The organism is Candidatus Propionivibrio aalborgensis, from assembly GCF_900089945.1.
In the GTDB taxonomy this organism is placed as follows: Bacteria; Pseudomonadota; Gammaproteobacteria; order Burkholderiales; family Rhodocyclaceae; genus Propionivibrio; species Propionivibrio aalborgensis.
Window position 1 is genome coordinate 1 of sequence record NZ_FLQY01000360.1, and the last position, 20,369, is coordinate 20,369.

A 20,369-nucleotide genomic window follows, 5' to 3' on the forward strand; every position below is an offset into this window, starting at 1 on the left:
GGGTTTGGCTGCCTTGTTCGGGACGCTTGCCCATCGCGTATATACAATGCATAGAAGAACAGGCACGATGATGGAGCATCGTGTGCTGATCTTTGGTGCCGGCCCAGTGGCTGAATCCGTAAGCAAGGTACTGAAACGGTCCGATCCAGATATACAGATCGTTGGTTACTATCCGAGCCCAACCGACACGGAAATATGCATTCCGGGTCAGCTTGTGTTGCCACGGGCCCAATCACTGTCGGACACGGCGTACGCCTTGAACGTTCACGAGATCATCATCGCTGTACGCGAGAGACGTGGTGGTATTCTGCCTTTGCGAGAACTCCTCGACTGCAAGCTGTCAGGTGTTAATGTGCTTGATCTAGCCAGCTATTTTGAGCGGGCACTCGGCCAGATACGACTCGATTCCCTGCGAATTGGCTGGCTAATATTTGGCGAGGGTTTTCGGCAGGGGTGGCAGCGCACGTTTGTCAAGCGTCTGTTTGATATCGTCGCTGCTTCGATTCTGCTCCTGCTCGCATTGCCCGTGATGCTCGTCACAGCACTGTTGATCGTGCTGGAGGACGGTTTCCCGGTATTCTATCGACAGGAACGCGTGGGTTTGAATGGCCGCCTGTTTAATGTCATCAAGTTCCGCAGCATGCGAAAGGATGCTGAAAGCGACGGTAAGCCACGCTGGGCGACGGCGAATGATGATCGGACGACCCGAATTGGACGTATTGTCCGCAAGTTGCGTATTGATGAGTTGCCGCAGCTTTACAGCGTACTGACCGGTGATATGAGTCTGGTCGGTCCGCGTCCGGAGCGTCCGTACTTTGTCGATCAGCTGACTCGTGAAATTCCGTTCTACGCGGTTCGTCACAGTGTCAAGCCTGGAGTAACCGGCTGGGCGCAAGTAAGTTACCCCTACGGGGCCTCTGTTGATGATTCTATCCAGAAGCTCCAGTATGATCTTTACTATGTAAAGAACCACACTCTTTTTCTGGATATCGTGATCTTGTGCGAAACGGTAGTTGTGGTGCTTACCGGTAAGGGCGCTCAGTAGCGTCACTGTCCGCGGGTGAGTCGTATTCCGGAACGCAATCTGAGGAGGTTTGTCGGTTGGATGCCAGTGGAGAAGCAATTACAGTCTGGAGCTACGGACTTGCAGGCTTCGTCTACGCCGCATTTGCCATTTATCTGGCTTCAGGCTGGCGTGCCGGCTTGCGCAACCGCGCCTTGTTTAGTGCTGCGGTGTTTTGTGCGCTCTGGGGGATGGCTGGTCTTGCCTATGCCTTAACGGGGCAAACGGTATTCCTGGCGGGCGGCATGCTTGCCGACCTCTTCCGCTATGGCGGATGGTATTTCTTCCTGCTGGTGCTACTCGTTCCGGATTCTTCTCGCGAAGACCGCTTGCCGAACCGCATTCGCTGGCTGGTTGGAGTGGCGCTTGCGTTGCTTCTGATTGGTCTTGCAGCACAAGTCATGGTCCTGCTGGGCATGAATGACTTCTTCCCGCCCATGAGGCTAGTCATATTCGACTCGCTGGCGATGGCAGTGTTTGCACTGGTGCTCATTGAACAGCTGTTTCGCAACGTGTCACCTGATTGGCGTTGGGGCATCAAACCATTGTGTATTGGCCTGGGCGGTGCTGCCCTGTTTGATTTGTATTTGTTCTCGGACGCATTGTTGTTCAGTAGGGTCGATGCGGATGCATTCAATATCCGCGGCTTCGTGCACGCCTTGGTGGTGCCGCTGGTAGTCGTATCGGCTGTTCGCAGCAAAGACTGGAAAACCAGAATCGTATTATCCCAACGTGCCGCGCTGCAATCAGCGACTTTGCTTGCGGTTGGTGTGTACCTTCTGTTTGTATCCTTAGCCGGTTATTACGTGCGCTATTTTGGCGGCGATTGGGGGCGTGCCTTCCAGTTAGCCCTGTTGTTTGCGGCGCTGCTGCTGCTGGGCATGTTGAGCTTGTCGGGGTCAATGCGGGCCAGGTTCCGCGTTATGGTCGGCAAGCATTTTTTCAGTTATCGCTACGATTATAGGGAAGAATGGCTTCGGTTTACCAATACCCTGTCATCTCAGGACGGTTTTGCAGAAATGGGGAGGCATGTGGTCAAAGGCTTGGCCGATATGGTCGAGAGCCCGGCCGGTGCGCTCTGGTTGAAAGATCCGACAGAGCGGTTTTTTGCGCAGGCAGCCTGTTGGCACATGCCCGCGTCGTCTGCGACTGAAGATGCCGATAGCAAGTTATGTCAGTTTTTGCTTGACAGTGGCTGGGTAATCAATCTTGAGGAGTACCGTTCTCTGCCACGTCGCTACGACCATCTTGATCTTCCTGTCTGGCTGGTCGAAGTGCCAAATGCCTGGTTGGTAGTTCCTCTGGCGACGGGCAGCGAAATGACCGGCTTCGTCGTTCTATCAACGGCACGTACGAAGATCGACGTCAACTGGGAGGTGAACGATCTTCTGAAGACGGCTGGCCGGCAAGCCGGGGCATTTCTGGGGCAGATGCAGGCGACTGAGGCATTGTTGGAGTCGCGTAAATTTGACGCCTTCAACCGAATGTCCGCTTTTGTTGTACACGACTTGAAGAACATTATTGCTCAATTGTCGCTTATGCTGAAGAATGCTGAACGCCATCGGGATAATCCTGAATTCCAACAGGATATGCTTGCGACTGTAGAGCATTCGGTCGAACGTATGCGGCAATTGATGATGCAGTTACGCGAAGGCGCGACACCGATTGACAGTCCACGCGGTATTGACCTTGGTGGTGTCATCCGACGTATCCAGGCGGCCAAGGCAGGGCAGGGTCGCCATCTGGAGATCGATCTGATTGATAAGGTAGTTGCCAAGGGGCACGAAGATAGAGTCGAGCGAGTGATCGGACACATTGTGCAGAATGCGCTGGACGCTACCGAAAATGGTGGACGGGTTTGGGTCAGACTGGAGCGCCAGGGAGATCATGCCATGGTCGAGGTCGGTGATACAGGCAGCGGCATGTCGCCGGAATTCTTGCGCGAACGCTTGTTCAAGCCCTTCCAAACGACCAAGCCGGCGGGTATGGGCATTGGCGCATATGAGAGCTTCCAGTACGTGCACGAATTGGGTGGCAAGATTTCCGTGGATAGTGCAATCAACGTCGGGACTCAGGTGAGTTTGCTATTGCCCTTGTTTGATGCTGGTGTCGAAATGGGAGCTGATTTGGATTCAGAACGGATGCATGAGGAATCCAAATGAGTTCGGAGAGATTGAATCACCTGTTAATCGTGGAGGATGACCCTTCCCTACAAAAGCAGATTCGCTGGGCTTTCGATCAATATGAGACACTCACGGCAGATGATCGCGAGAGTGCGCTTGTCCAGGTGCAGCGTTTTATGCCGCCGGTCGTCACAATGGATCTCGGCCTGCCACCCGATGCCGATTCTGTTTCCGAGGGCTTCAAGTTACTCGAGCAAATTTTGTCGATCGCTCCCGAGACCAAGGTTATTGTCCTGACCGGCCAGAATGACCGGGCCAACGCGCTGCGTGCTATCGGCTTGGGTGCCTATGATTTTTTTGCAAAGCCGTTTGAGATCGATCTGTTGGGATTGACGATAGAACGCGCCTACCGTCTCTATGAACTCCAGCAAGAGAACAACCGCTTGCAGCTTATGCAGCAGCCGGATGTCTTGTCGGGACTGATTTCCCGGGACCCCGAGGTCTTGAAGGTATGTCGTACGGTTGAAAAGGTTGCGATTAGCGACGCAACCGTGCTGGTGTTGGGCGAGAGCGGAACGGGCAAGGAATTGATTGCACGCGGGGTTCATGCTGCATCCGCGAGGCGGGGAGAGCGCTTCGTTGCCATTAACTGTGCCGCGATCCCGGAGAATCTGCTGGAAAGCGAGCTGTTCGGCTACGAGAAAGGTGCTTTTACTGGTGCCGCCAAAACGACACCAGGCAAGATTGAGACGGCAAACCGCGGCACCTTGATGCTCGATGAAATAGGCGATTTGCCACATTCGCTGCAGGCGAAACTGTTACGATTCCTGCAGGAACGGGTTGTTGAACGCATTGGTGGGCGACAGGAGATTCCGGTTGACGTCCGTATTGTGTGCGCAACGCACCAGGACCTGAAAGCATTGATAAAGGAAGGCCGGTTTCGTGAAGACCTCTATTACCGTCTGGCAGAAATCATCGTACTCATTCCACCTTTGCGCGCACGCCAGGGCGATGCGGCGTTGCTGGCACACGCTTTTGTACGCCGGTTTGCTGAAGAGCAGAATCGCGGTGCCATGACCTTGCGTGAGGACGCTTTGCGAATCATTGAGACGTATTCTTGGCCAGGCAATGTTCGAGAGCTTGAAAACTGTATTAAGCGTGCGGTCATCATGGCGGATGGAAATCAGATTACTGTGGACGACATTGGTCTTGAGGAGGTGCAGAATGAGAGCGAGGCGAGGCTGGATATCCGTCAAGCACGCGAGGATGCTGAGAAACGTGTCGTCATAACTGCCTTGGGGCGTGCTGATGGGAATGTGCATAAAGCAGCCGAAATGCTGGGTGTCAGCAGGCCGACGCTTTACGATTTGATGCATCGGTTTGGAATGAAGTAAGTTCGGAATTGATTAACATTTACCGTTTTAATGGGGCATATATGACAATTCGGAAATATGTGAATAAGGCTGCTGCATCAACGCTGCTGGTTGCCATGATTTTGGCCGGATGTGGAGGTGAAACACCTGAGTCCATGCTGGCCTCAGCCAGGAACTATATGGCAAATAACGACAACAAGGCAGCGGCGATTCAGTTGAAGAATGCCCTACAAAAAAACCCGGATCTGGGTGAGGCACGGTTCTTACTGGGCAAGACTCTGCTTGATGGCGGAGAATCGACGTCTGCGGAAATAGAGTTGCGCAAGGCAAAAGATCTTAACTACTCGGCTGATCAGGTGGTGCCTTTACTGGCGCGCACTCAACTTATGCTGGGGCAACCCAAGAAGGTTACCGAGGATCTAGCCAAGGTTCAGTTGACGTCACCGGAAAGCAAGGCCGATCTGTTGGTTACTACAGGTCAGGCCTACTTGATGATGGGGAATATCGATGCCAGCCAGACCGCCTTTGATGAAGCCCTGACCGCTGTTCCAGGTTATGGCCCTGCGCTCGTCGGGCAGGCACGAATCAAGGCGGTGAAGCGGGATCTGCCAGGGGCTCTAGCTTTGCTGGAATCTGCTCTCGAAAAGTCTCCCAAGCTTTACGATGCGTGGCAGCTCAAGGGGGATATCCTGTATGCACAGGGCGACGCCAAGGGGGCAACGGAAGCCTATCGCAAGGCGCTGGAAGGCAAGGCTGATTACCTGCCGGCGCATTCTTCACTGGTCACCCGTTTCTTACAGGACGGCAGTCTGGACGAAGCTGGCAAGCAACTTGAGGCAATGAAAAAAGTTGCTCCACAACATCCGCAGACCATTCTTTTGCAGGCCCAGCTTTCGTATCGGCAGAAGAACTTCAAGGCAGCTCAGGAATCTGTTCAGAAATATCTTGGCGCGATCCCCGACAGTACGCTTGGGCTGCAATTGGCCGGGGCCATAGAGTACGAATTGAAATCGTATTCGATGGCCGAGACCTACCTGACGAAAGTATTGTCAAAGACTCCGGAGCTGGGTTTGGCACGCCGCATCCTGATTGCCAGCTATTTGCGGAGTGGACAGCCGGCCAAGGCGCTCGCCACCCTGCAACCCGTTCTGGACAAAATCGAGAAGGATTCGAACATGCTGGCACTGGCCGGAGAGGTGTACATGCAGAACGGTGATGCTGAAAAGGCAGGAGATTACTTTTCAAAAGCTGCAGCTCTGGATCCCACGAATATTGGCAAACGTACTGCGGTTGCGCTTTCGCAACTGGTAGAGGGGGAAACCAGTACCGCGTATCGCGAACTGGAAGAGATCGCGTCCGTCGATACCGGTATCAAAGCGGATATGGCTTTGATTGCGTCGCAGCTCAGGAGCCGCAAATTCGATCAGGCTCTGAAGTCTATTGCTGGCCTTGAGAAGAAGCAGCCGGAGAATCCTTTGGCGCCGTATCTGCGCGGCATCGCACTACTTGGAAAAGCAGACAAGCCTGCTGCAAGTAAGAGCTTTGAGCAAGCCTTGGTGATGAACCCGGCTTATTTTCCAGCAGCAGCCATTCTGGCCAATCTCGATATGGCTGACAAAAAGCCTGAGGATGCAAAGAAACGCTTTGAAGGAGTGTTGGCCAAGGATCCAAAGAACGTACAGGCCTTGCTTGCCTTGGCGGAGCTGCGAGCCAAGACGGGAGGAAAGCTTGATGAAGTGGCTGGCCTGATCGACAAGGCGATTGTTGCGAATCCTTCGGAAGCCGCCCCGCGAATTGCGCTGATCGGGATTTATATGGGCGCCAAGGAGACCAAGAAGGCGCTCGTAGCGGCTCAGGATGCACTTGCTGTATTGCCAAACCACCCACAAGTTCTCGACGCGGCGGGTCGTGCCCAGCAGGCGGCAGGGGAATTCAATCAGGCGCTGGCGACTTATGGCAAGCTGGCTACGTTGGCGCCCAATTCACCACAGCCCTATCTGCGCATGGCCGAGATTCAGGTGGCGGCCAAGAACAAAGAGGCCGCCATGCAGGATTTACGCAAGGCGCTTTCCGTTAAGTCGGATTCTGTCGAAGCGCAGCGCGGAATCATGATGCTGGATCTTGACGCCGGGCGCACGGCCGAGGCCCTTGCCATGGCCCGGCAGATACAGAAACAGCGCCCGAAAGAAGCTGTGGGTTATATGCTTGAAGGTGATGCTCATGCGTTGAAAAAATCATGGAATGAGGCAGCGACCGCTTACCGTAATGGTTTGAAGCAAAATAGTGAAACCGCGCTGGCGGTCAAGTTGCATGCCGTTTTGGTCGCGGGCGGTGGGTCTGGCGAAGCTGACAGGTTTGCCGACAGTTGGATAAAGGAACACGCAAAAGATTTGCAGTTCCGACTTTATCTGGCCGAAGCCGCGACAGCACGCAAGGATTACGCAACAGCAAGCAAGCACTATCGAGTTTTGGTTGATGCCCAGCCGAATAATCCTGCGACACTGAACAATCTGGCTTGGGCCTTGGCACAGAACAAGGATCCAAAAGCCATTGAGTTTGCTGAAAAGGCGAATAAATTGGCGCCTGATCAGCCTGCTTTGATGGACACCCTCGGGGTTCTGCTGGTTGACAAAGGTGATACTGCACGCGGTCTTGAGTTACTGCAGAAAGCCGTCAGCCTTGCTCCGCAGAGCGCCTTGATTCGTTTCAACTTTGCGAAAGCACTGGTCAAGGCCGGGAAGAAAGACGAGGCGAAAAGAGAACTGGATGAACTGGCCAAATTAGGCGACAAATTTCCAGCACAGGCCGAAGTAGCCAAATTGTTGCAGGGGCTGTGACGATTGTGCGCTCTGTATTTATCTTGAATTTTTACAAGGGTTGAGGAAGTCATGACTATCGTTGCTGTCGTTGGGTTGGGTTATGTCGGTTTGCCGCTGGCTGTAGAATTCGGCAAAAAAAGCCGAACTGTGGGTTTTGATTTATCGGCGAACAAAATTGCGAGTTATAAAAAACACGTTGATCCGACGGGTGAAGTCAGCGGGGAGGATCTGAAGTCTGCGTCTTTTCTGGAATTAAGCTCTGATCCGGTCGTTCTAAAGGAAGCCGACTTCATCATTGTCGCCGTTCCGACACCGGTTGATGAGGCCCATCAACCTGATTTCAGGCCGTTGATCGGCTCGTCGGAATCTGTGGGGAAAAATCTGAAGCGTGGTGCAACTGTAGTTTTTGAATCAACAGTTTATCCTGGCGCAACCGAAGAAATCTGCATTCCGATCATCGAGAAGTATTCCGGGATGAAGTGGAAGCTGGATTTTTTCGTCGGCTATTCGCCCGAGCGCATTAACCCCGGTGACAAGGAGCGTACTTTGACGAAGATCGTCAAAGTGGTGTCAGGAGATACTCCGGAGACACTTGAGCGTGTTAGCCAAATGTACGCCAGCGTTATAACCGCTGGTGTCTACCCGGCCTCCAGCATCAAGGTGGCTGAGGCCGCCAAGGTCATCGAGAACACTCAACGCGACCTCAACATTGCACTGATGAACGAGTTGGCAATCATCTTCGATCGTATCGGTATTGATACCCAGGAAGTTCTGCAAGCGGCCGGCAGCAAGTGGAATTTCCTGCCTTTCCATCCGGGCCTTGTCGGCGGGCACTGTATTGGTGTCGACCCCTACTATCTGACGCACAAGGCTGAGATGCTTGGCTACCATCCAGAAGTTATTCTGGCCGGTCGGCGCATCAATGACGGCATGGGTAAGTTTATCGCGGAACAGACGGTAAAGAATCTGGTTCGTAACGGATGGCAGGTCAAAGATGCGCCGATCATCGTTCTTGGCCTGACTTTCAAGGAGGACTGTCCTGACCTGCGCAATTCTCGCGTAATTGACGTGATCCGCGAACTTCAGTCCTACGGTGCTAATGTCATTGTTCATGACCCGGTGGCCGATGCCGATGAAGCAAGGCATGAGTACGGGGTGGATTTGATTGCATGGGAGAATCTGCCAGCGTCTGCTGCCATCGTAGCTGCCGTCGCTCACAAAGAGTTCAAGAGTCGGCCACTGTCTGATTACGTCGACAAGTTGCAGAAAGCCGGTGTGCTCACCGATGTGAAGAGCACGTTTGACGAGGCACAACTGGTTTCTCGTGGAGTGACAGTGTGGCGTCTGTGAGTTCAGCCATCAATCTGATTAGTCAGCGCCTGCAGGCACAACCAGCGCGCTGGCTGGTGACCGGATGCGCCGGGTTTATCGGATCTCATCTGGTTGAAACCTTACTCAAACTTGATCAGACGGTTGTTGGACTGGATAATTTCGCGACCGGACATCACCGTAACCTTGATGAGGTCAAGGCACTGGTTTCTTCCGGACAGTGGCAGAAATTCCGATTCATGGAAGCGGATATTCGCAATCCTGAAGCTTGCCGACAGGCATGCAAGGGAGTCGATTTTGTCCTGCATCAAGCGGCGCTGGGTTCTGTTCCCCGCTCACTCGCAGATCCATTGGCGACCAATGCGGCAAATATTGATGGCTTCCTGAACATGCTGGTGGCGGCGCGCGACGCAAAGGTCAGGCGGTTTGTCTACGCCGCTTCAAGTTCAACCTACGGAGATTATCCTGACTTGCCTAAGGTGGAAGAAACCATTGGTCGGCCATTGTCTCCGTATGCCGTGACCAAGCTGGTCAACGAGCTCTATGCTGAAGTGTTCGGACGTTGCTACGGCTTTTCATCGATCGGGCTACGCTATTTCAATGTATTTGGGACCCGACAGGATCCAGAAGGTGCTTACGCTGCGGTTATTCCGCGTTGGACGCGAGCCATGCTGCTGGGTGAAGAAGTGAAAATCAACGGTGACGGTGATACGAGTCGCGATTTTTGCTTTGTGGCCAATGCGGTTCAAGCCAATCTTCTGGCCGCAACGACGGAGAACCCGGAGGCGGTGAATCAAGTCTATAACGTTGCTCTGGATGATCGCACGTCGCTGAATCGCCTGTTTGAAATGCTGCGTGCAGTGCTTGCCGAGACCAGACCTGAGCTTGGGGAGCTGAAACCCGTTTATAGAGAATTTCGCCCTGGGGATGTACGTCATTCCCAGGCGGATATAGCGAAAGCGAGACGCTTGCTTGGTTACGCGCCGACGCACCGGCTGGACGAAGGTATTCGTGTCGCCATGCCTTGGTATGTATCTCAGTTTACGGAATCGGCGTATTGCGGAGTCTGATTATGCTTGCCACCTTCCGAGAACATCTGAGTACTACTCTTTCATTCAGGAACCTGCTTGTTGCAGTTGCTTTCTCTGCGCCGCTCCTGGCTCATGCTGCTTCAGATAGCGCCACCACCGATGAATTTGTCAAGCTGAGGAACGAAGCCCGTTCGTACGAGCATGGCGAGGGAGTACCCAAGGATCCCGTTCGTGCAGCCAGTCTTTACTGTGAAGGCGCGCGATATGGGGACGCGGAGGCCCAGTTCAGTCTGGGCTGGATGTATGCCAATGGGCGGGGAGTGTCCCGAAGTGACGAAATGGCTGCTTTCTTCTTCAAACTGGCCGCTGAAAAAGGGCACGAGCAGGCAAAGAAAATGCTTCGTTTCGTGGGTGAGACAGTTGCTCCATTGCCCGAATGCATGCGTTATTCAGAAGCAGACACCGATTTTCAGGATTTCCTTCGGACGAGCGATCCTGAGCGGCAGAGAGTATTTGGTCTGGTACGCAAACTGGCTCCGGAATATGGCGTCAGCCCGCGATTGGTCATGGCCGTGATAAAGGCCGAATCGAATTTTGAGCCCTCAGCCGTTTCACCGAAGAATGCGCAGGGTTTGATGCAGCTTATCCCGGAAACGTCGGTGCGTTTCAACGTCAAGAAACCATTTGATCCCGAACAGAATATTCGTGGTGGCATGTCTTACCTCCGCTGGCTGTTGGCCTACTTTGAGGGCAATGTCGCCCTGGTGGCCGCAGCGTACAATGCTGGAGAAGGGGCGGTAAATCGTTTTGGGGGAATTCCTCCCTATGCCGAAACCCGTGATTACGTAAAGCGGATCATGAGCGTTTTCAAGAGGAGTGAGCACCCCTACGATCCTGGGGTCGTTACTCCGTCCCCTGAACTGTCACGAATCAAGGTTTCCAAGACGCCATAGAGTTTTTAGAGAAGTAGGGTGTGTTTGATGCAATTGGTAATCCCCAAGCAATTCCTTAGGCTCCCATTCCTGTTTGTATCTTTCGGGCTACTGTTATTTTCCGGGCTTGCATCTGCGGCTCTACCCGATTTGATTGAGCAGGTGAAGCCATCAATTGTGGTGATCGGCACTTACGTTAGAACCCGCAGTCCGGCATTCATGATGAGGGGAACCGGTTTTGTTGTTGGCAACGGTACCCTGGCGGCAACGAATGCCCATGTCGTGCCCGACAAGCTGGATTCGGCCACTGGCGAAACCCTAATGGTTCTTGTGCCCGCGAGCCGCCACGGGCCACAACAGCGTGTAGCAAAACTTGCCGTGACTGACGCATCCCACGATCTGGCCCTGCTTCGCATCGAAGGCACGCCTTTGCCGGCGATGACACTACAGTCCGGAGATCATGTGCGGGAAGGGCAAAGCGTTGCGTTTACCGGCTTTCCCATAGGGAGCGTGCTTGGCCTCTCGCCGGTAACCCATCGTGGCATCATTTCGGCCATTACCCAAATTGCAATACCCGGCGCAACAGCAAGTCAATTGAACGCAAAGCTCATCAAGCGCCTGAAAAGTGGCTCGTTTCAAGTCTATCAGCTTGACGGAACCGCTTATCCGGGGAACAGCGGAGGTCCGCTTTTTGAGGTGGAAAAGGGTGAGGTAATAGGCATTATCAACATGGTGTTTGTCAAAGGCACCAAGGAATCCGTATTGACTCATCCTTCGGGGATCAGCTTTGCCGTGCCCGTACAGCATTTACAGGATTTGCTGAACGATGTGCGCTGAGCGTTTTAATGTTTGCCATTTGCTGATTTGTCGACGAATTTTACACTCTGACTTCTCGGAAGCCGTGAGTTGAGTCGATAGAATAATAAAAATGCTTATTTAACAATTGGTTGAGATTTTTTGATTGAATAAGGCATGATTATTGCGTCGTGTAACACAGATTCGGACTCCCCTCGCTTCAATTGGAGTTCGTGAAATAGTTCATACTCATACTGTCTGTCAAAAGTTACTGTGAGACTTGGGTATACAGATACGGTTCGGTAAAGGATTGACCATGAGCGACATGCATGACAAAAATAGCGACCAAACCCTTTCAGCAGAAAATGCGACGCCGTTGAAGCCTGACCTCGCATCAGCGCGGCGCCGCATGCTGAAGAGAGGCATTGCTGTGTCTCCTGTGGTGCTAACCCTAGTCAGTCGGCCTGTTCTGGCTTGGCACTGCAAATCGCCGTCAGCCTGGGGTTCCGAGGATATGAATCCAACCACGAGTCTTAGGACTAACGAGGGTCACAACTCCTGGCTTGATGAGACTTGGACTATTGGGAATTGGGCTAACAACACTACACGGGCCAAATACAATAAGCCTTGGAATGTGCTCAAGGAGCAGTGTTCGGCTCTTAACGATACGAGTACACAGGATTCGGATGGAAATTTTGATTACACGAAAGTGACATTAAACAAGTTCTTCAAATGTACTGCCCTTACGATACCTGCTGGTCTGATTGTCAATAACAGGCCAATCTACAAGCTATTTGCGGGAGACTACGGCAACCAATTTAGGAGGGCCATAGTTGTTGCACAGTTAAACTTCTATCTTCTGAATGGACAAACTCAAATTGGTCAATGTTTGGGTCAGATTGATTTATCCCAAATGGCAAGTGGCAGTTTTACCCCTCAAAGCGGTGGAAATCCTTGGGGTTCGGAAAAAATTGTGCGGTATCTGGAAGCCAATTATATAGCTGTCCCATAGTTGAGTTGTCACCCTTCTTGTCATCCATCCGATGGATCAAGCAATGCGCTGGTGGTTTCCGGTGGCCGTCGGTGGTTCACCGTTTCACACGTGGGACGACGACGATCTGCTCGTGGTCTATCAAAAATCAAGTGGGGATACGCACCTGCTTGAGTCCTTGGCCGGGGTTTTGTTAGAACTGGTCGAGTCGGCGCCCTGTACCGCCGAACAGCTTTGCCTGAAACTGGACGATATATTCGAGGACGAGGATAAGACCCGCGCGCTTGAGGTCATCGAAGCAACTCTGCTACAGTTGCGCGGTGTCGGCCTCGTCTACAGCACCCCCAATTGAAAATTTCGGAATTTACTGAAGCTGAACTGGTCGGTCGGCTTCGGTGCGGCGAGTTATTGCTGAATCTCGGCCCTTTTGTTGCGCGATTGCGTACGGATGTCGCGACCATCGCCCATGATATCGCCTTGGTGTACGCTGATTTCAACACCAGTCCGAACGATACCTTCGCCGATTTTTACGTCGAGGTTTCACTTGAATCTGGACTGAGGCGCTGGGTTAAGCCGCAAGTTCGCTTCTATTTTGACGGTCGCCCCTCATTCATTCCCCTGCCGGCTGCCCAGGCGTTTGCCATGCTTGAGTGGGGGCTCAACTGGTGCGTCGCGGCACATAGCCACCAGTACCTGATCATCCATGCCGCAGTAGTCGAAAGGGATGGGCGAGCGGCTGTGCTGCCCGCCCCACCCGGATCCGGGAAAAGCACGCTGTGCGCCGGCCTGGTCAATCGCGGCTGGCGCCTCCTCTCGGACGAACTCGCGCTTTTTGATATGGACAGCAATCTGATTTATGGCATGTGTCGCCCGGTCAATCTCAAGAATGTATCCATTGACGTGATCAAACAATTTGCTCCCGACGCTGTGATGACCCAGCCGGTGCCTGACACAACCAAGGGCACAATTGCCCTGATGCGCCCGCCGGTGGAGAGTGTTAAACGGATGAATCAGCCTGCAAGACCGACCTGGGTCGTTCTGCCGAAGTATGCTGCCGGCGCACCACCCATGCTCGTGCGCCATAGTCGGGCGCGCTGCTTCATGTTGATCGCCGAACAATCGTTCAATTACCATATCCATGGTTCTCGGGGTTTTGATGCGGTTGGCCAACTTATCGACCACAGCCAATGTTTTCAATTGACCTACAGCAGCCTGGACGATGCCGAACGCGTATTTGACGATTTGCTCGCCGGACGCATCGCATGACCCAGCGGGATCTCATTGTGGCGGCCTTGCTTGCTCCGGAGTCGCTATCCTCTTTGTCCATGATGGACTGGGATTTGCTGATCCGCCAGGGGAGGCGCGCCAGCCTTCTGGCACGGCTGGCGTATCTGCTGGTCCAAAATGGGGAGATAGATACTGTACCGGGTTCGCCGAGATTGCACCTGATCTCGGCGCTACGCATGGTCGAACGGCAGGATGTTGCAATTCGCTGGGAAGTGGATTGCATCCAGAAGGCCCTTGCTGATGTTGGAGGGAAGATAATCCTGCTGAAAGGGGCCGCTTATGCCATGGCGGGAATCCCGGCCGCAATCGGACGCACCTTCTCCGATACCGACATCCTCGTGTCAAAGCATCACCTCACTGAGGTCGAGAGTGAGCTAATGCTGCATGGATGGCAGGGTACACACCACGACGAATACGACCAGCGCTATTACCGCCGCTGGATGCACGAAATTCCACCGATGCGCCATGTCAGGCGTGGAACGATAATCGATGTGCACCACACCATTCTGCCCGAAACAGCCCGGATCAAGGTCAACACACCTGCACTTCTTGAAGCCGTTGTTGCATTGCCCGGCTACACCAATCTCTTTGTCCTCAAACCTGTAGAGATGTTGCTTCATAGTGCAACTCACTTATTCCACGAAGGTGGACTGGAAAACGGTTTGCGTGATCTTTTCGATCTGGACAGCATGTTTCGCTATTTTGGTGATGATCCAGGGTTTTGGAGCGCGCTGGTGCCACGGGCCGCCGAATTAGGCCTGACCCGCCCTCTTTATTATGCAATCAGATTTTCGACCTCGATGCTTGATACGCCGATTCCGAAGGACGTTATCCGCGCGGCCAAGATCGGCAAGCCACCTCAGATCATTGCCCGTCTAATGGACTTTTGCTACCTGCGTGCGTTGAGACCAGCGCATGGCAGCTGCACTACTCCGGGGACCGGTTTGGCCCGTGCTGCCCTTTACATTCGTTCACACTGGATTCGCATGCCGTTTCCGCTATTGGCATATCATTTGGCGCGAAAGGCCTTTCTGCGGCCGAAACAATTGCCAGTGGAAACTGCCATCACGCCCAAAGAAGAGTAGAAATTTCATCGCTGCCCTCAGCGGGATATGACGATACTCCTTTGATAGGGAGTCGGAGATGGGTTGTCAAACTCAAGGCCATCATAGCGTCGCAGCGTAACTCAGCCTTCCGCAACCCGCTTAGCAATATGTCCCAGGGCTTCCTCGATCTGATCAATCAGAATCAGGCACAGGTCACCGGATCTAAGCTCGGCGAGTGCCGTGTCGATGGCTAGAAACTCGCCATGAATTTCCCGAATGTCGGTGGTGCGCTTGGCATTTCTCAGACCTAGCTGAAGTAGTGCTAGCACTTCGCCGTCGGCACGTCCGCGCTGGCACTGATCCTGGTAAAGAACGACCTGATCGAACGCATCGCCGAGGATTTCGGTTTGCTGGCGGATGTCCTCATCGCGCCGGTCTCCCGCGCCGCTGATGACTACCGAGCGTCGCGTGCTCGCCGTGGCAGGCATATTGTCGATGGCCCCGACGAGCGCCATGATCGCATCGGGGTTGTGGCCGTAATCGGCGATCAGTGTGGCGCCACGGTAGTTGAACAGGTTGAAGCGGCCGGGAGCGGTTTCTGCGTCGTTCACGAAGTCGGCCAAGCCGGCGCGAATAATTGTCCAGTCGATGCCCAGTGCCCAGCCCGCGCCCGCAGCAGCCATCGCGTTTTCGATTTGGAAGCCGATGGCGCCATTGGCGGTGACCGGGATTTCAGCCAGCGGAATGCGCTGCTCGAAGCCGCCCTCGGTGGCGACGATCGAATCGGCGTCCAAATAGACCACGCGTTTCCCCTGAGCACGGTGCATGGCCATTACCGGGTGGTTGCGATCGCGGGCGAAGAAGGTCACTTTGCCGGGGCACGCGTCGGCCATGCGTGCGACCATCGGGTCGGCCGCGTTGAGCACTGCGGCGCCGACGTCAGGCCTGACGTTGCGGACGATGACGCGCTTTACGACGGCAAGTTCGTCCACGGTGCTGATGTATGACAGGCCCAGGTGGTCTCCCTTTCCGATGTTGGTGACTACCGCCACATCACAGTAGTCAAAACCCAAGCCTTCGCGCAGCACGCCACCGCGTGCGGTCTCCAATACGGCGGCATCGACATCGGGATGCAGAAGGACATTTCTGGCGCTTTTCGGGCCGCTGCAGTCGCCGGTGTCGATGCGCCGTCCTTCGACGTATACACCATCCGTACTGGTCATGCCGACACGCAGGCCGAGGCTGGAGAAAATACTGGCGATCAGGCGTACCGTGGTGGTCTTGCCGTTGGTTCCGGCCACTGCAACCACGGGGATACGTGCATCGTCTGCATCGGCAAACATGTTGGCGATGATCGCTTCGCCGACCGCACGCCCCTTGCCGTACGAGGGTTGCAGGTGCATGCGCAGACCGGGTGCGGCATTGAGTTCGACGATACCGCCGCCCTGTTCTTCGAGCGGGCGCAGGACGCTGTTGCAAACAATGTCGACGCCGGCAATGTCGAGGCCGATGGTTTGCGCGGCAGCCACGGCGCGTGCGGCAAATTCTGGGTGGACGTCGTCGGTGACGTCGGTCGCCGTTCCGCCGGTCGATAGATTGGCGTTGTCGCGCAGTACCACACGGGCGCCTCTGGCCGGTATAGAGTCAGAAGTCAAGCCCTCGGTTGCCAGACGGGCTAGGGCGATGTTGTCAAAGCTGATCCGCGTCAGTGACGTCGCATGACCAACGCCGCGTTTCGGATCACTGTTGACCAGCTCGACGAGTTCCCGGACGGTGTGCGTGCCGTCGCCGGTCACATGCGGCGGTTCACGCCGGGCGGCGGCGATCAGCTTGTTGCCGACGACCAGCACGCGGTAGTCGTGACCGGGAATGAAACGCTCGATCAGTACCTCGTCGCTGATCTCGGCCGCCACGGCGTAAGCCGATTCGATCTGCTCGCGCGTTGACAGATTGACCGCTACGCCCTTGCCCTGATTTCCATCCTGTGGCTTGACGACAACCGGGCAACCGATTTCGCAGGCCGCGGCCCAGGCATCTTCGGCACTCAGTGCCGGCCGGCCGGCCGGCACCGGAACGCCGGCAGCGTGCAGCAAGGTCTTGGTCAACTCCTTGTCTTGCGCGATGGACTCAGCCACCGCGCTGGTGAGGTCGGTTTCGGCGGCCTGAATGCGGCGCTGTTTGCTGCCCCATCCGAATTGCACCATACTGCCTTCAGTCAGCCGGCGGTAGGGAATGCCGCGTGCGACAGCGGCGTAAACGATGGAGCCGGTGCTTGGCCCGAGACGCACGTCCTCGTCGAGCTCGCGCAGGCGACGCAAGGCGTCGTCAAGATAAAAGGGCTGATCGTCAATGGCCGCCTGGCAGAGTTCCTGTGCCAGCTCGAAAGCGAGCCTGCCTACCGCTTCCTCACTGTATTCGACAACCACCTGGTAAACGCCGGGCTCCAGCGTTTGCGCCGTGCGGCTGAACGTCACCGGGCAGCCCGCCTGTGCCTGTAGTCCGAGCGCGGCAAATTCAAGAGCGTGCGCCATGGCGATGACCTCATCGCTGATGGTCGGCTGAAGCAACGCAATCTCGGGGAAGCGTTCGCGCAAACGCGCTTCAAAGCCAGGAATGCGATCAATGAAACACTCGATTTCGGCGCAGGTGATGATCGCCTCAATCGCCGTATGCCGGCTCCACAGATTGGGGCCGCGCAAGGCTCGGATGCGTGATACTTCCATAAACGGATTCCTCTTGGTTTTCGGTTGCCGGGGATTTTTTGGCATCCGTGCTGAGGTTAATGTTTCTTCCTGCTTGAATGATTACTCTACAAAAAAAGTTTCTATGCCGGTACGCATGACGTCGGGCGAAATGCCGAGAGCCCAGGCGGCTCCGACGGCGGCCAGAACGTTTTCGACCTGATGAGTCGACTGCCCGCTTTTGGTCACGGGAATGTGTTCGAGCCGGGTCAGCGGCAATTCGTCCTTGCCGCTGGCCAACTGGATCTGCCCGTCGCGGACGATAACGGCGCGTTTTCCCTGCGCTCGGTGTTCGGCGACGACCGGCAATTGCGGGTCAAGCGCGAAGTAAATGACTTCTCCATCGCACAGCGGAGCCATGTCGACCAGCATGGGTTCGCCGGCGTTGAGCAGCGCTACGCCTTTGGGCAGCACCAAGTCGATTTGCGTGCGCAGAACGTTGGCTACCTGCTCGGCCGTTTCGATGTAGTAGCGACCGGTGTGACGTTCGACGTCGACATTCGTAATGACTCCAACCTGACAGCGGTCATAGGCCAGTCCCTCGCTGAGGATAGTGTCACTGCCGTTTTCGAAGACGGCCGCTTCAATGGCGCGGTTCTTCAAAATGCGTGTAGCGGCTTCCCATTGGGCACAATCGCTTTTATCGACTTGCCGGTGATCAAGAAAGAGGCCATCGCTGCAGGCCAGCCCGGTGTGCTTCCCGGAAAGCGTCAGCAATCGCGCGATGAGACGGCAGACAATGGTCTTGCCGAAGCTGCCAGCGACGCCAACTACCGGGATGCGGCCATCTTCCCCATTCGGGAAAAGGTGCTCGACGATAGCGCGGCCGACCGGACGCGCCTCACCGGTGGCTGGCTTGATGTGCATCAGCAATCCCGGTCCAGCATTCACTTCAACGATGGCGCCATGCTGTTCAGCAAGCGGACGGGAAATATCTTCACAGACCAGATCAACACCGGCGATATCGAGACCGACAATTCGCGCCGCCAGAGAAGCGCTGTCAGCGACACTGGGATGAACCTTGTCGGTGATGTCGCAGGTATGGTTGCCGGTGCGTACAACGAGCACTTCACGACCGGCGGGCGGAACCGAATCCGGTGTGAAACCCTGGCGCGTAATTTCGTGCAGCGGTACCGAATTCTTACTGAGATCGATGACATCAAGCGGGAACTCTTCGGCTGCGCCGCGGCGCGGGTCAATGTTGATCTGAAGATCGATCAGTTCATTGATGGTTGATTTGCCGTCACCGATAACTGTCGCCGTCTCACCGCGCGCGGCGGCAACCAGTTTGCCGCCGACGATCAGCAAGCGGTGTTCGGAACCGCGTACAAAGCGTTCGACAATGACACCGCTGCCTTCTTCAATGGCTGCCGTATAAGCCGCTTCTATTTCGTCACGAGTCATCAAATTGGTAAATACGCCGCGCCCGTGATTACCGTCGTAGGGTTTGACGACAACCGGGATGCCGATGTCTTCAGCCGCGTCCCAGGCGTCGGCCGGGCTATTGACCAGACGTCCTTCGGGAACAGGGACGCCGCAGGACTGAAGCAATGATTTCGTCAGATCCTTGTCGCGCGAGATGGTCTCGGCAATGGCGCTGGTGCGGTCGGTTTCGGCCGTCCAGATGCGACGGCTGCGGATGCCGTAACCCAGTTGCACAAGATTTCCCGTGGGTAGCAGTCGGATTGCCGGAATGCGCCGCGCCTTGGACGTGGCTTCCTCGACGATACACCCGGTGCTCGGTCCAAGCAGCTTTCGCTCGGCCATGTCGCGCAAGCGTTCAACATTGGCATCGACGTCAAAGGTCGTATCGTGAATCGCGGCCAATACCAGTTCCCGGCCGGCTTCCAGGCAGGCACGGGTCACCTCTTCATGCCAGGCGCGGATGACCACTTTATACACGCCGCGGATCGACGTTTCGCGTGCCTTGCCGAATCCTCCGGGCATGCCGGCGAGGTTTTGCAGTTCGAGCGAGACGTGCTCAAGAATGTGTCCCGGCCAGGTGCCTTCATCAAGCCGGCGCAGAAAACCGCCGCGTTCGCCGTAGCTGCAGCGGTGCTCGACCAGTGAGGGCAGAAATCCTTTCAGACGATCAACAAAACCGGGCAGGGTGTTCGATGGATAATCTTCAAGTTCCCCGATATCAATGACAGCTTCAATGACCGGCCGGTAGGTCCAGATGTTCGGTCCGCGCAGGTGGCGGATTTCAAGGAATTTGATGTCTTTCGTTTTCATATTGTCCGTATTGGCAACAGAAGAGGCGAGCCGGTGGCATGAGGAGAGCACGTATCGTACGAATAACGCTGTCCATGATATTCGGCTGACGCCGCAGCGAAATATTCAGCCGGCTTGTTCATCGGATTGAAAAGATTCACAGGAATCGATCCAGAATCTTGCGGCTGTGGTGGTCCAGCGCATAGCGATCATGGATCAGGTAATGAATGCCGTGGCTATCGGCGATGAGCAGAGCAGGCAAAGCCAGACGGCGAATATCCTCTTCTCCCTTCAGAACGAAGTCGGTTTCGCCATGATCAGTTTTGACCCGCCAGGTGCTGGGTGTTGCGAAGCTCGAAACGCTCACAATGCGGCTGATGACGGGCATGAATTCGCGGCTGGCAAGTTCCGCCTCAACCAGCGCGCGCAGTTCGTCGGGCAGGTCGGTCAATCGGTCGATCCAGGCCAGCTCGTGACCGTGCGGGTCGACCAGCGCGATACCTTGATCCGGTGCGGCGATCGGGAAAGCGCGAACCGGAACCACGCCGGCATGAGATTCGCCGTCAGCATCGGTCAATACCAGACGCCCGAAAGCATCGCGTTGCAGCCGATAATCATTCATCCT

At 55.1% G+C, this 20,369-nt stretch carries 15 protein-coding genes; 12 read left to right on the plus strand and 3 right to left on the minus strand.

Features of this window, described 5'->3' with window-relative positions:
* From PROAA_RS15310 to PROAA_RS15365, 12 genes are all read left to right on the plus strand, one after another.
* Positions 1–1,045 (plus strand): TIGR03013 family XrtA/PEP-CTERM system glycosyltransferase (locus PROAA_RS15310; protein WP_186412176.1); only part of this gene is annotated, 1,045 nt, incomplete at its 5' end.
* Between the two features lie 56 nt (positions 1,046–1,101).
* Positions 1,102–3,225 carry an XrtA/PEP-CTERM system histidine kinase PrsK gene (gene prsK, locus PROAA_RS15315; protein WP_186412177.1) on the plus strand — a complete coding sequence of 708 codons (2,124 nt, stop codon included), beginning with the start codon at positions 1,102–1,104 and terminating at the stop codon, positions 3,223–3,225.
* A complete protein-coding gene (gene prsR, locus PROAA_RS15320; RefSeq protein ID WP_186412178.1) occupies positions 3,222–4,580 on the plus strand; it encodes a PEP-CTERM-box response regulator transcription factor in 1,359 nt (452 codons plus the stop codon). The genes prsK and prsR overlap by 4 nt, the downstream gene beginning before the upstream one ends.
* Positions 4,581–4,639: 59 nt before the next feature.
* Complete coding sequence (gene prsT / locus PROAA_RS15325) at positions 4,640–7,396, plus strand: XrtA/PEP-CTERM system TPR-repeat protein PrsT (RefSeq protein WP_222102303.1); 2,757 nt, start codon at positions 4,640–4,642, stop codon at positions 7,394–7,396.
* 51 nt (positions 7,397–7,447) lie between these two features.
* Complete coding sequence (locus PROAA_RS15330; protein ID WP_186412180.1) at positions 7,448–8,728, plus strand: nucleotide sugar dehydrogenase; 1,281 nt, start codon at positions 7,448–7,450, stop codon at positions 8,726–8,728.
* A 56-nt stretch (positions 8,729–8,784) separates the two neighbouring features.
* Complete coding sequence (locus PROAA_RS15335) at positions 8,785–9,777, plus strand: SDR family oxidoreductase (RefSeq protein ID WP_281182278.1); 993 nt, start codon at positions 8,785–8,787, stop codon at positions 9,775–9,777.
* 2 nt (positions 9,778–9,779) lie between these two features.
* Positions 9,780–10,691: a transglycosylase SLT domain-containing protein gene (locus PROAA_RS15340; RefSeq protein ID WP_186412182.1), complete on the plus strand. Its 912-nt coding sequence runs from the start codon at positions 9,780–9,782 to the stop codon at positions 10,689–10,691.
* A 27-nt stretch (positions 10,692–10,718) separates the two neighbouring features.
* Positions 10,719–11,507, plus strand: a complete 789-nt coding sequence (locus PROAA_RS15345) for a S1C family serine protease (RefSeq protein ID WP_186412195.1) — start codon at positions 10,719–10,721, stop codon at positions 11,505–11,507.
* Positions 11,508–11,781: 274 nt separating this feature from the next.
* Entirely contained in the window at positions 11,782–12,477 is a 696-nt protein-coding gene (locus PROAA_RS15350) for a hypothetical protein (RefSeq protein ID WP_186412183.1), read from the plus strand.
* A gap of 43 nt (positions 12,478–12,520) precedes the next feature.
* Complete coding sequence (locus PROAA_RS15355) at positions 12,521–12,808, plus strand: HPr-rel-A system PqqD family peptide chaperone (RefSeq protein ID WP_186412184.1); 288 nt, start codon at positions 12,521–12,523, stop codon at positions 12,806–12,808.
* Positions 12,805–13,722, plus strand: a complete 918-nt coding sequence (locus PROAA_RS15360) for an HprK-related kinase A (RefSeq protein ID WP_186412185.1) — start codon at positions 12,805–12,807, stop codon at positions 13,720–13,722. Before PROAA_RS15355 ends, PROAA_RS15360 begins: the two co-directional genes overlap by 4 nt.
* Complete coding sequence (locus tag PROAA_RS15365; RefSeq protein ID WP_186412186.1) at positions 13,719–14,828, plus strand: nucleotidyltransferase domain-containing protein; 1,110 nt, start codon at positions 13,719–13,721, stop codon at positions 14,826–14,828. The genes PROAA_RS15360 and PROAA_RS15365 overlap by 4 nt, the downstream gene beginning before the upstream one ends.
* 101 nt (positions 14,829–14,929) lie before the next feature.
* Here PROAA_RS15365 and cphA read toward each other — a convergent pair whose 3' ends face one another.
* The 3 genes from cphA to PROAA_RS15380 form a co-directional block, all read right to left on the minus strand.
* Complete coding sequence (cphA, locus tag PROAA_RS15370) at positions 14,930–17,512, minus strand: cyanophycin synthetase (protein ID WP_186412187.1); 2,583 nt, start codon at positions 17,510–17,512, stop codon at positions 14,930–14,932.
* 81 nt (positions 17,513–17,593) lie between these two features.
* Complete coding sequence (locus PROAA_RS15375; RefSeq protein ID WP_186412188.1) at positions 17,594–19,765, minus strand: cyanophycin synthetase; 2,172 nt, start codon at positions 19,763–19,765, stop codon at positions 17,594–17,596.
* 136 nt (positions 19,766–19,901) lie between these two features.
* Positions 19,902–20,366, minus strand: coding sequence for a cyanophycin metabolism-associated DUF1854 family protein (locus tag PROAA_RS15380; RefSeq protein WP_186412196.1), 465 nt, complete (start codon positions 20,364–20,366; stop codon positions 19,902–19,904).
* Between the last annotated feature and the right edge of the window lie 3 nt (positions 20,367–20,369).

Excerpts from the sequence above, each read along its gene's own strand:
- PROAA_RS15365 (WP_186412186.1), top strand. The coding sequence starts at position 13,719 with ATGACCCAGCGGGATCTCATTGTGGCGGCCTTGCTTGCTCCGGAGTCG.
- PROAA_RS15330 (WP_186412180.1), top strand. The coding sequence starts at position 7,448 with ATGACTATCGTTGCTGTCGTTGGGTTGGGTTATGTCGGTTTGCCGCTG.
- PROAA_RS15375 (WP_186412188.1), bottom strand. The coding sequence starts at position 19,765 with ATGAAAACGAAAGACATCAAATTCCTTGAAATCCGCCACCTGCGCGGA.
- prsR (WP_186412178.1), top strand. The coding sequence starts at position 3,222 with ATGAGTTCGGAGAGATTGAATCACCTGTTAATCGTGGAGGATGACCCT.
- PROAA_RS15380 (WP_186412196.1), bottom strand. The coding sequence starts at position 20,366 with ATGAATGATTATCGGCTGCAACGCGATGCTTTCGGGCGTCTGGTATTG.
- PROAA_RS15345 (WP_186412195.1), top strand. The coding sequence starts at position 10,719 with ATGCAATTGGTAATCCCCAAGCAATTCCTTAGGCTCCCATTCCTGTTT.
- PROAA_RS15340 (WP_186412182.1), top strand. The coding sequence starts at position 9,780 with ATGCTTGCCACCTTCCGAGAACATCTGAGTACTACTCTTTCATTCAGG.
- PROAA_RS15355 (WP_186412184.1), top strand. The coding sequence starts at position 12,521 with ATGCGCTGGTGGTTTCCGGTGGCCGTCGGTGGTTCACCGTTTCACACG.
- PROAA_RS15350 (WP_186412183.1), top strand. The coding sequence starts at position 11,782 with ATGAGCGACATGCATGACAAAAATAGCGACCAAACCCTTTCAGCAGAA.
- cphA (WP_186412187.1), bottom strand. The coding sequence starts at position 17,512 with ATGGAAGTATCACGCATCCGAGCCTTGCGCGGCCCCAATCTGTGGAGC.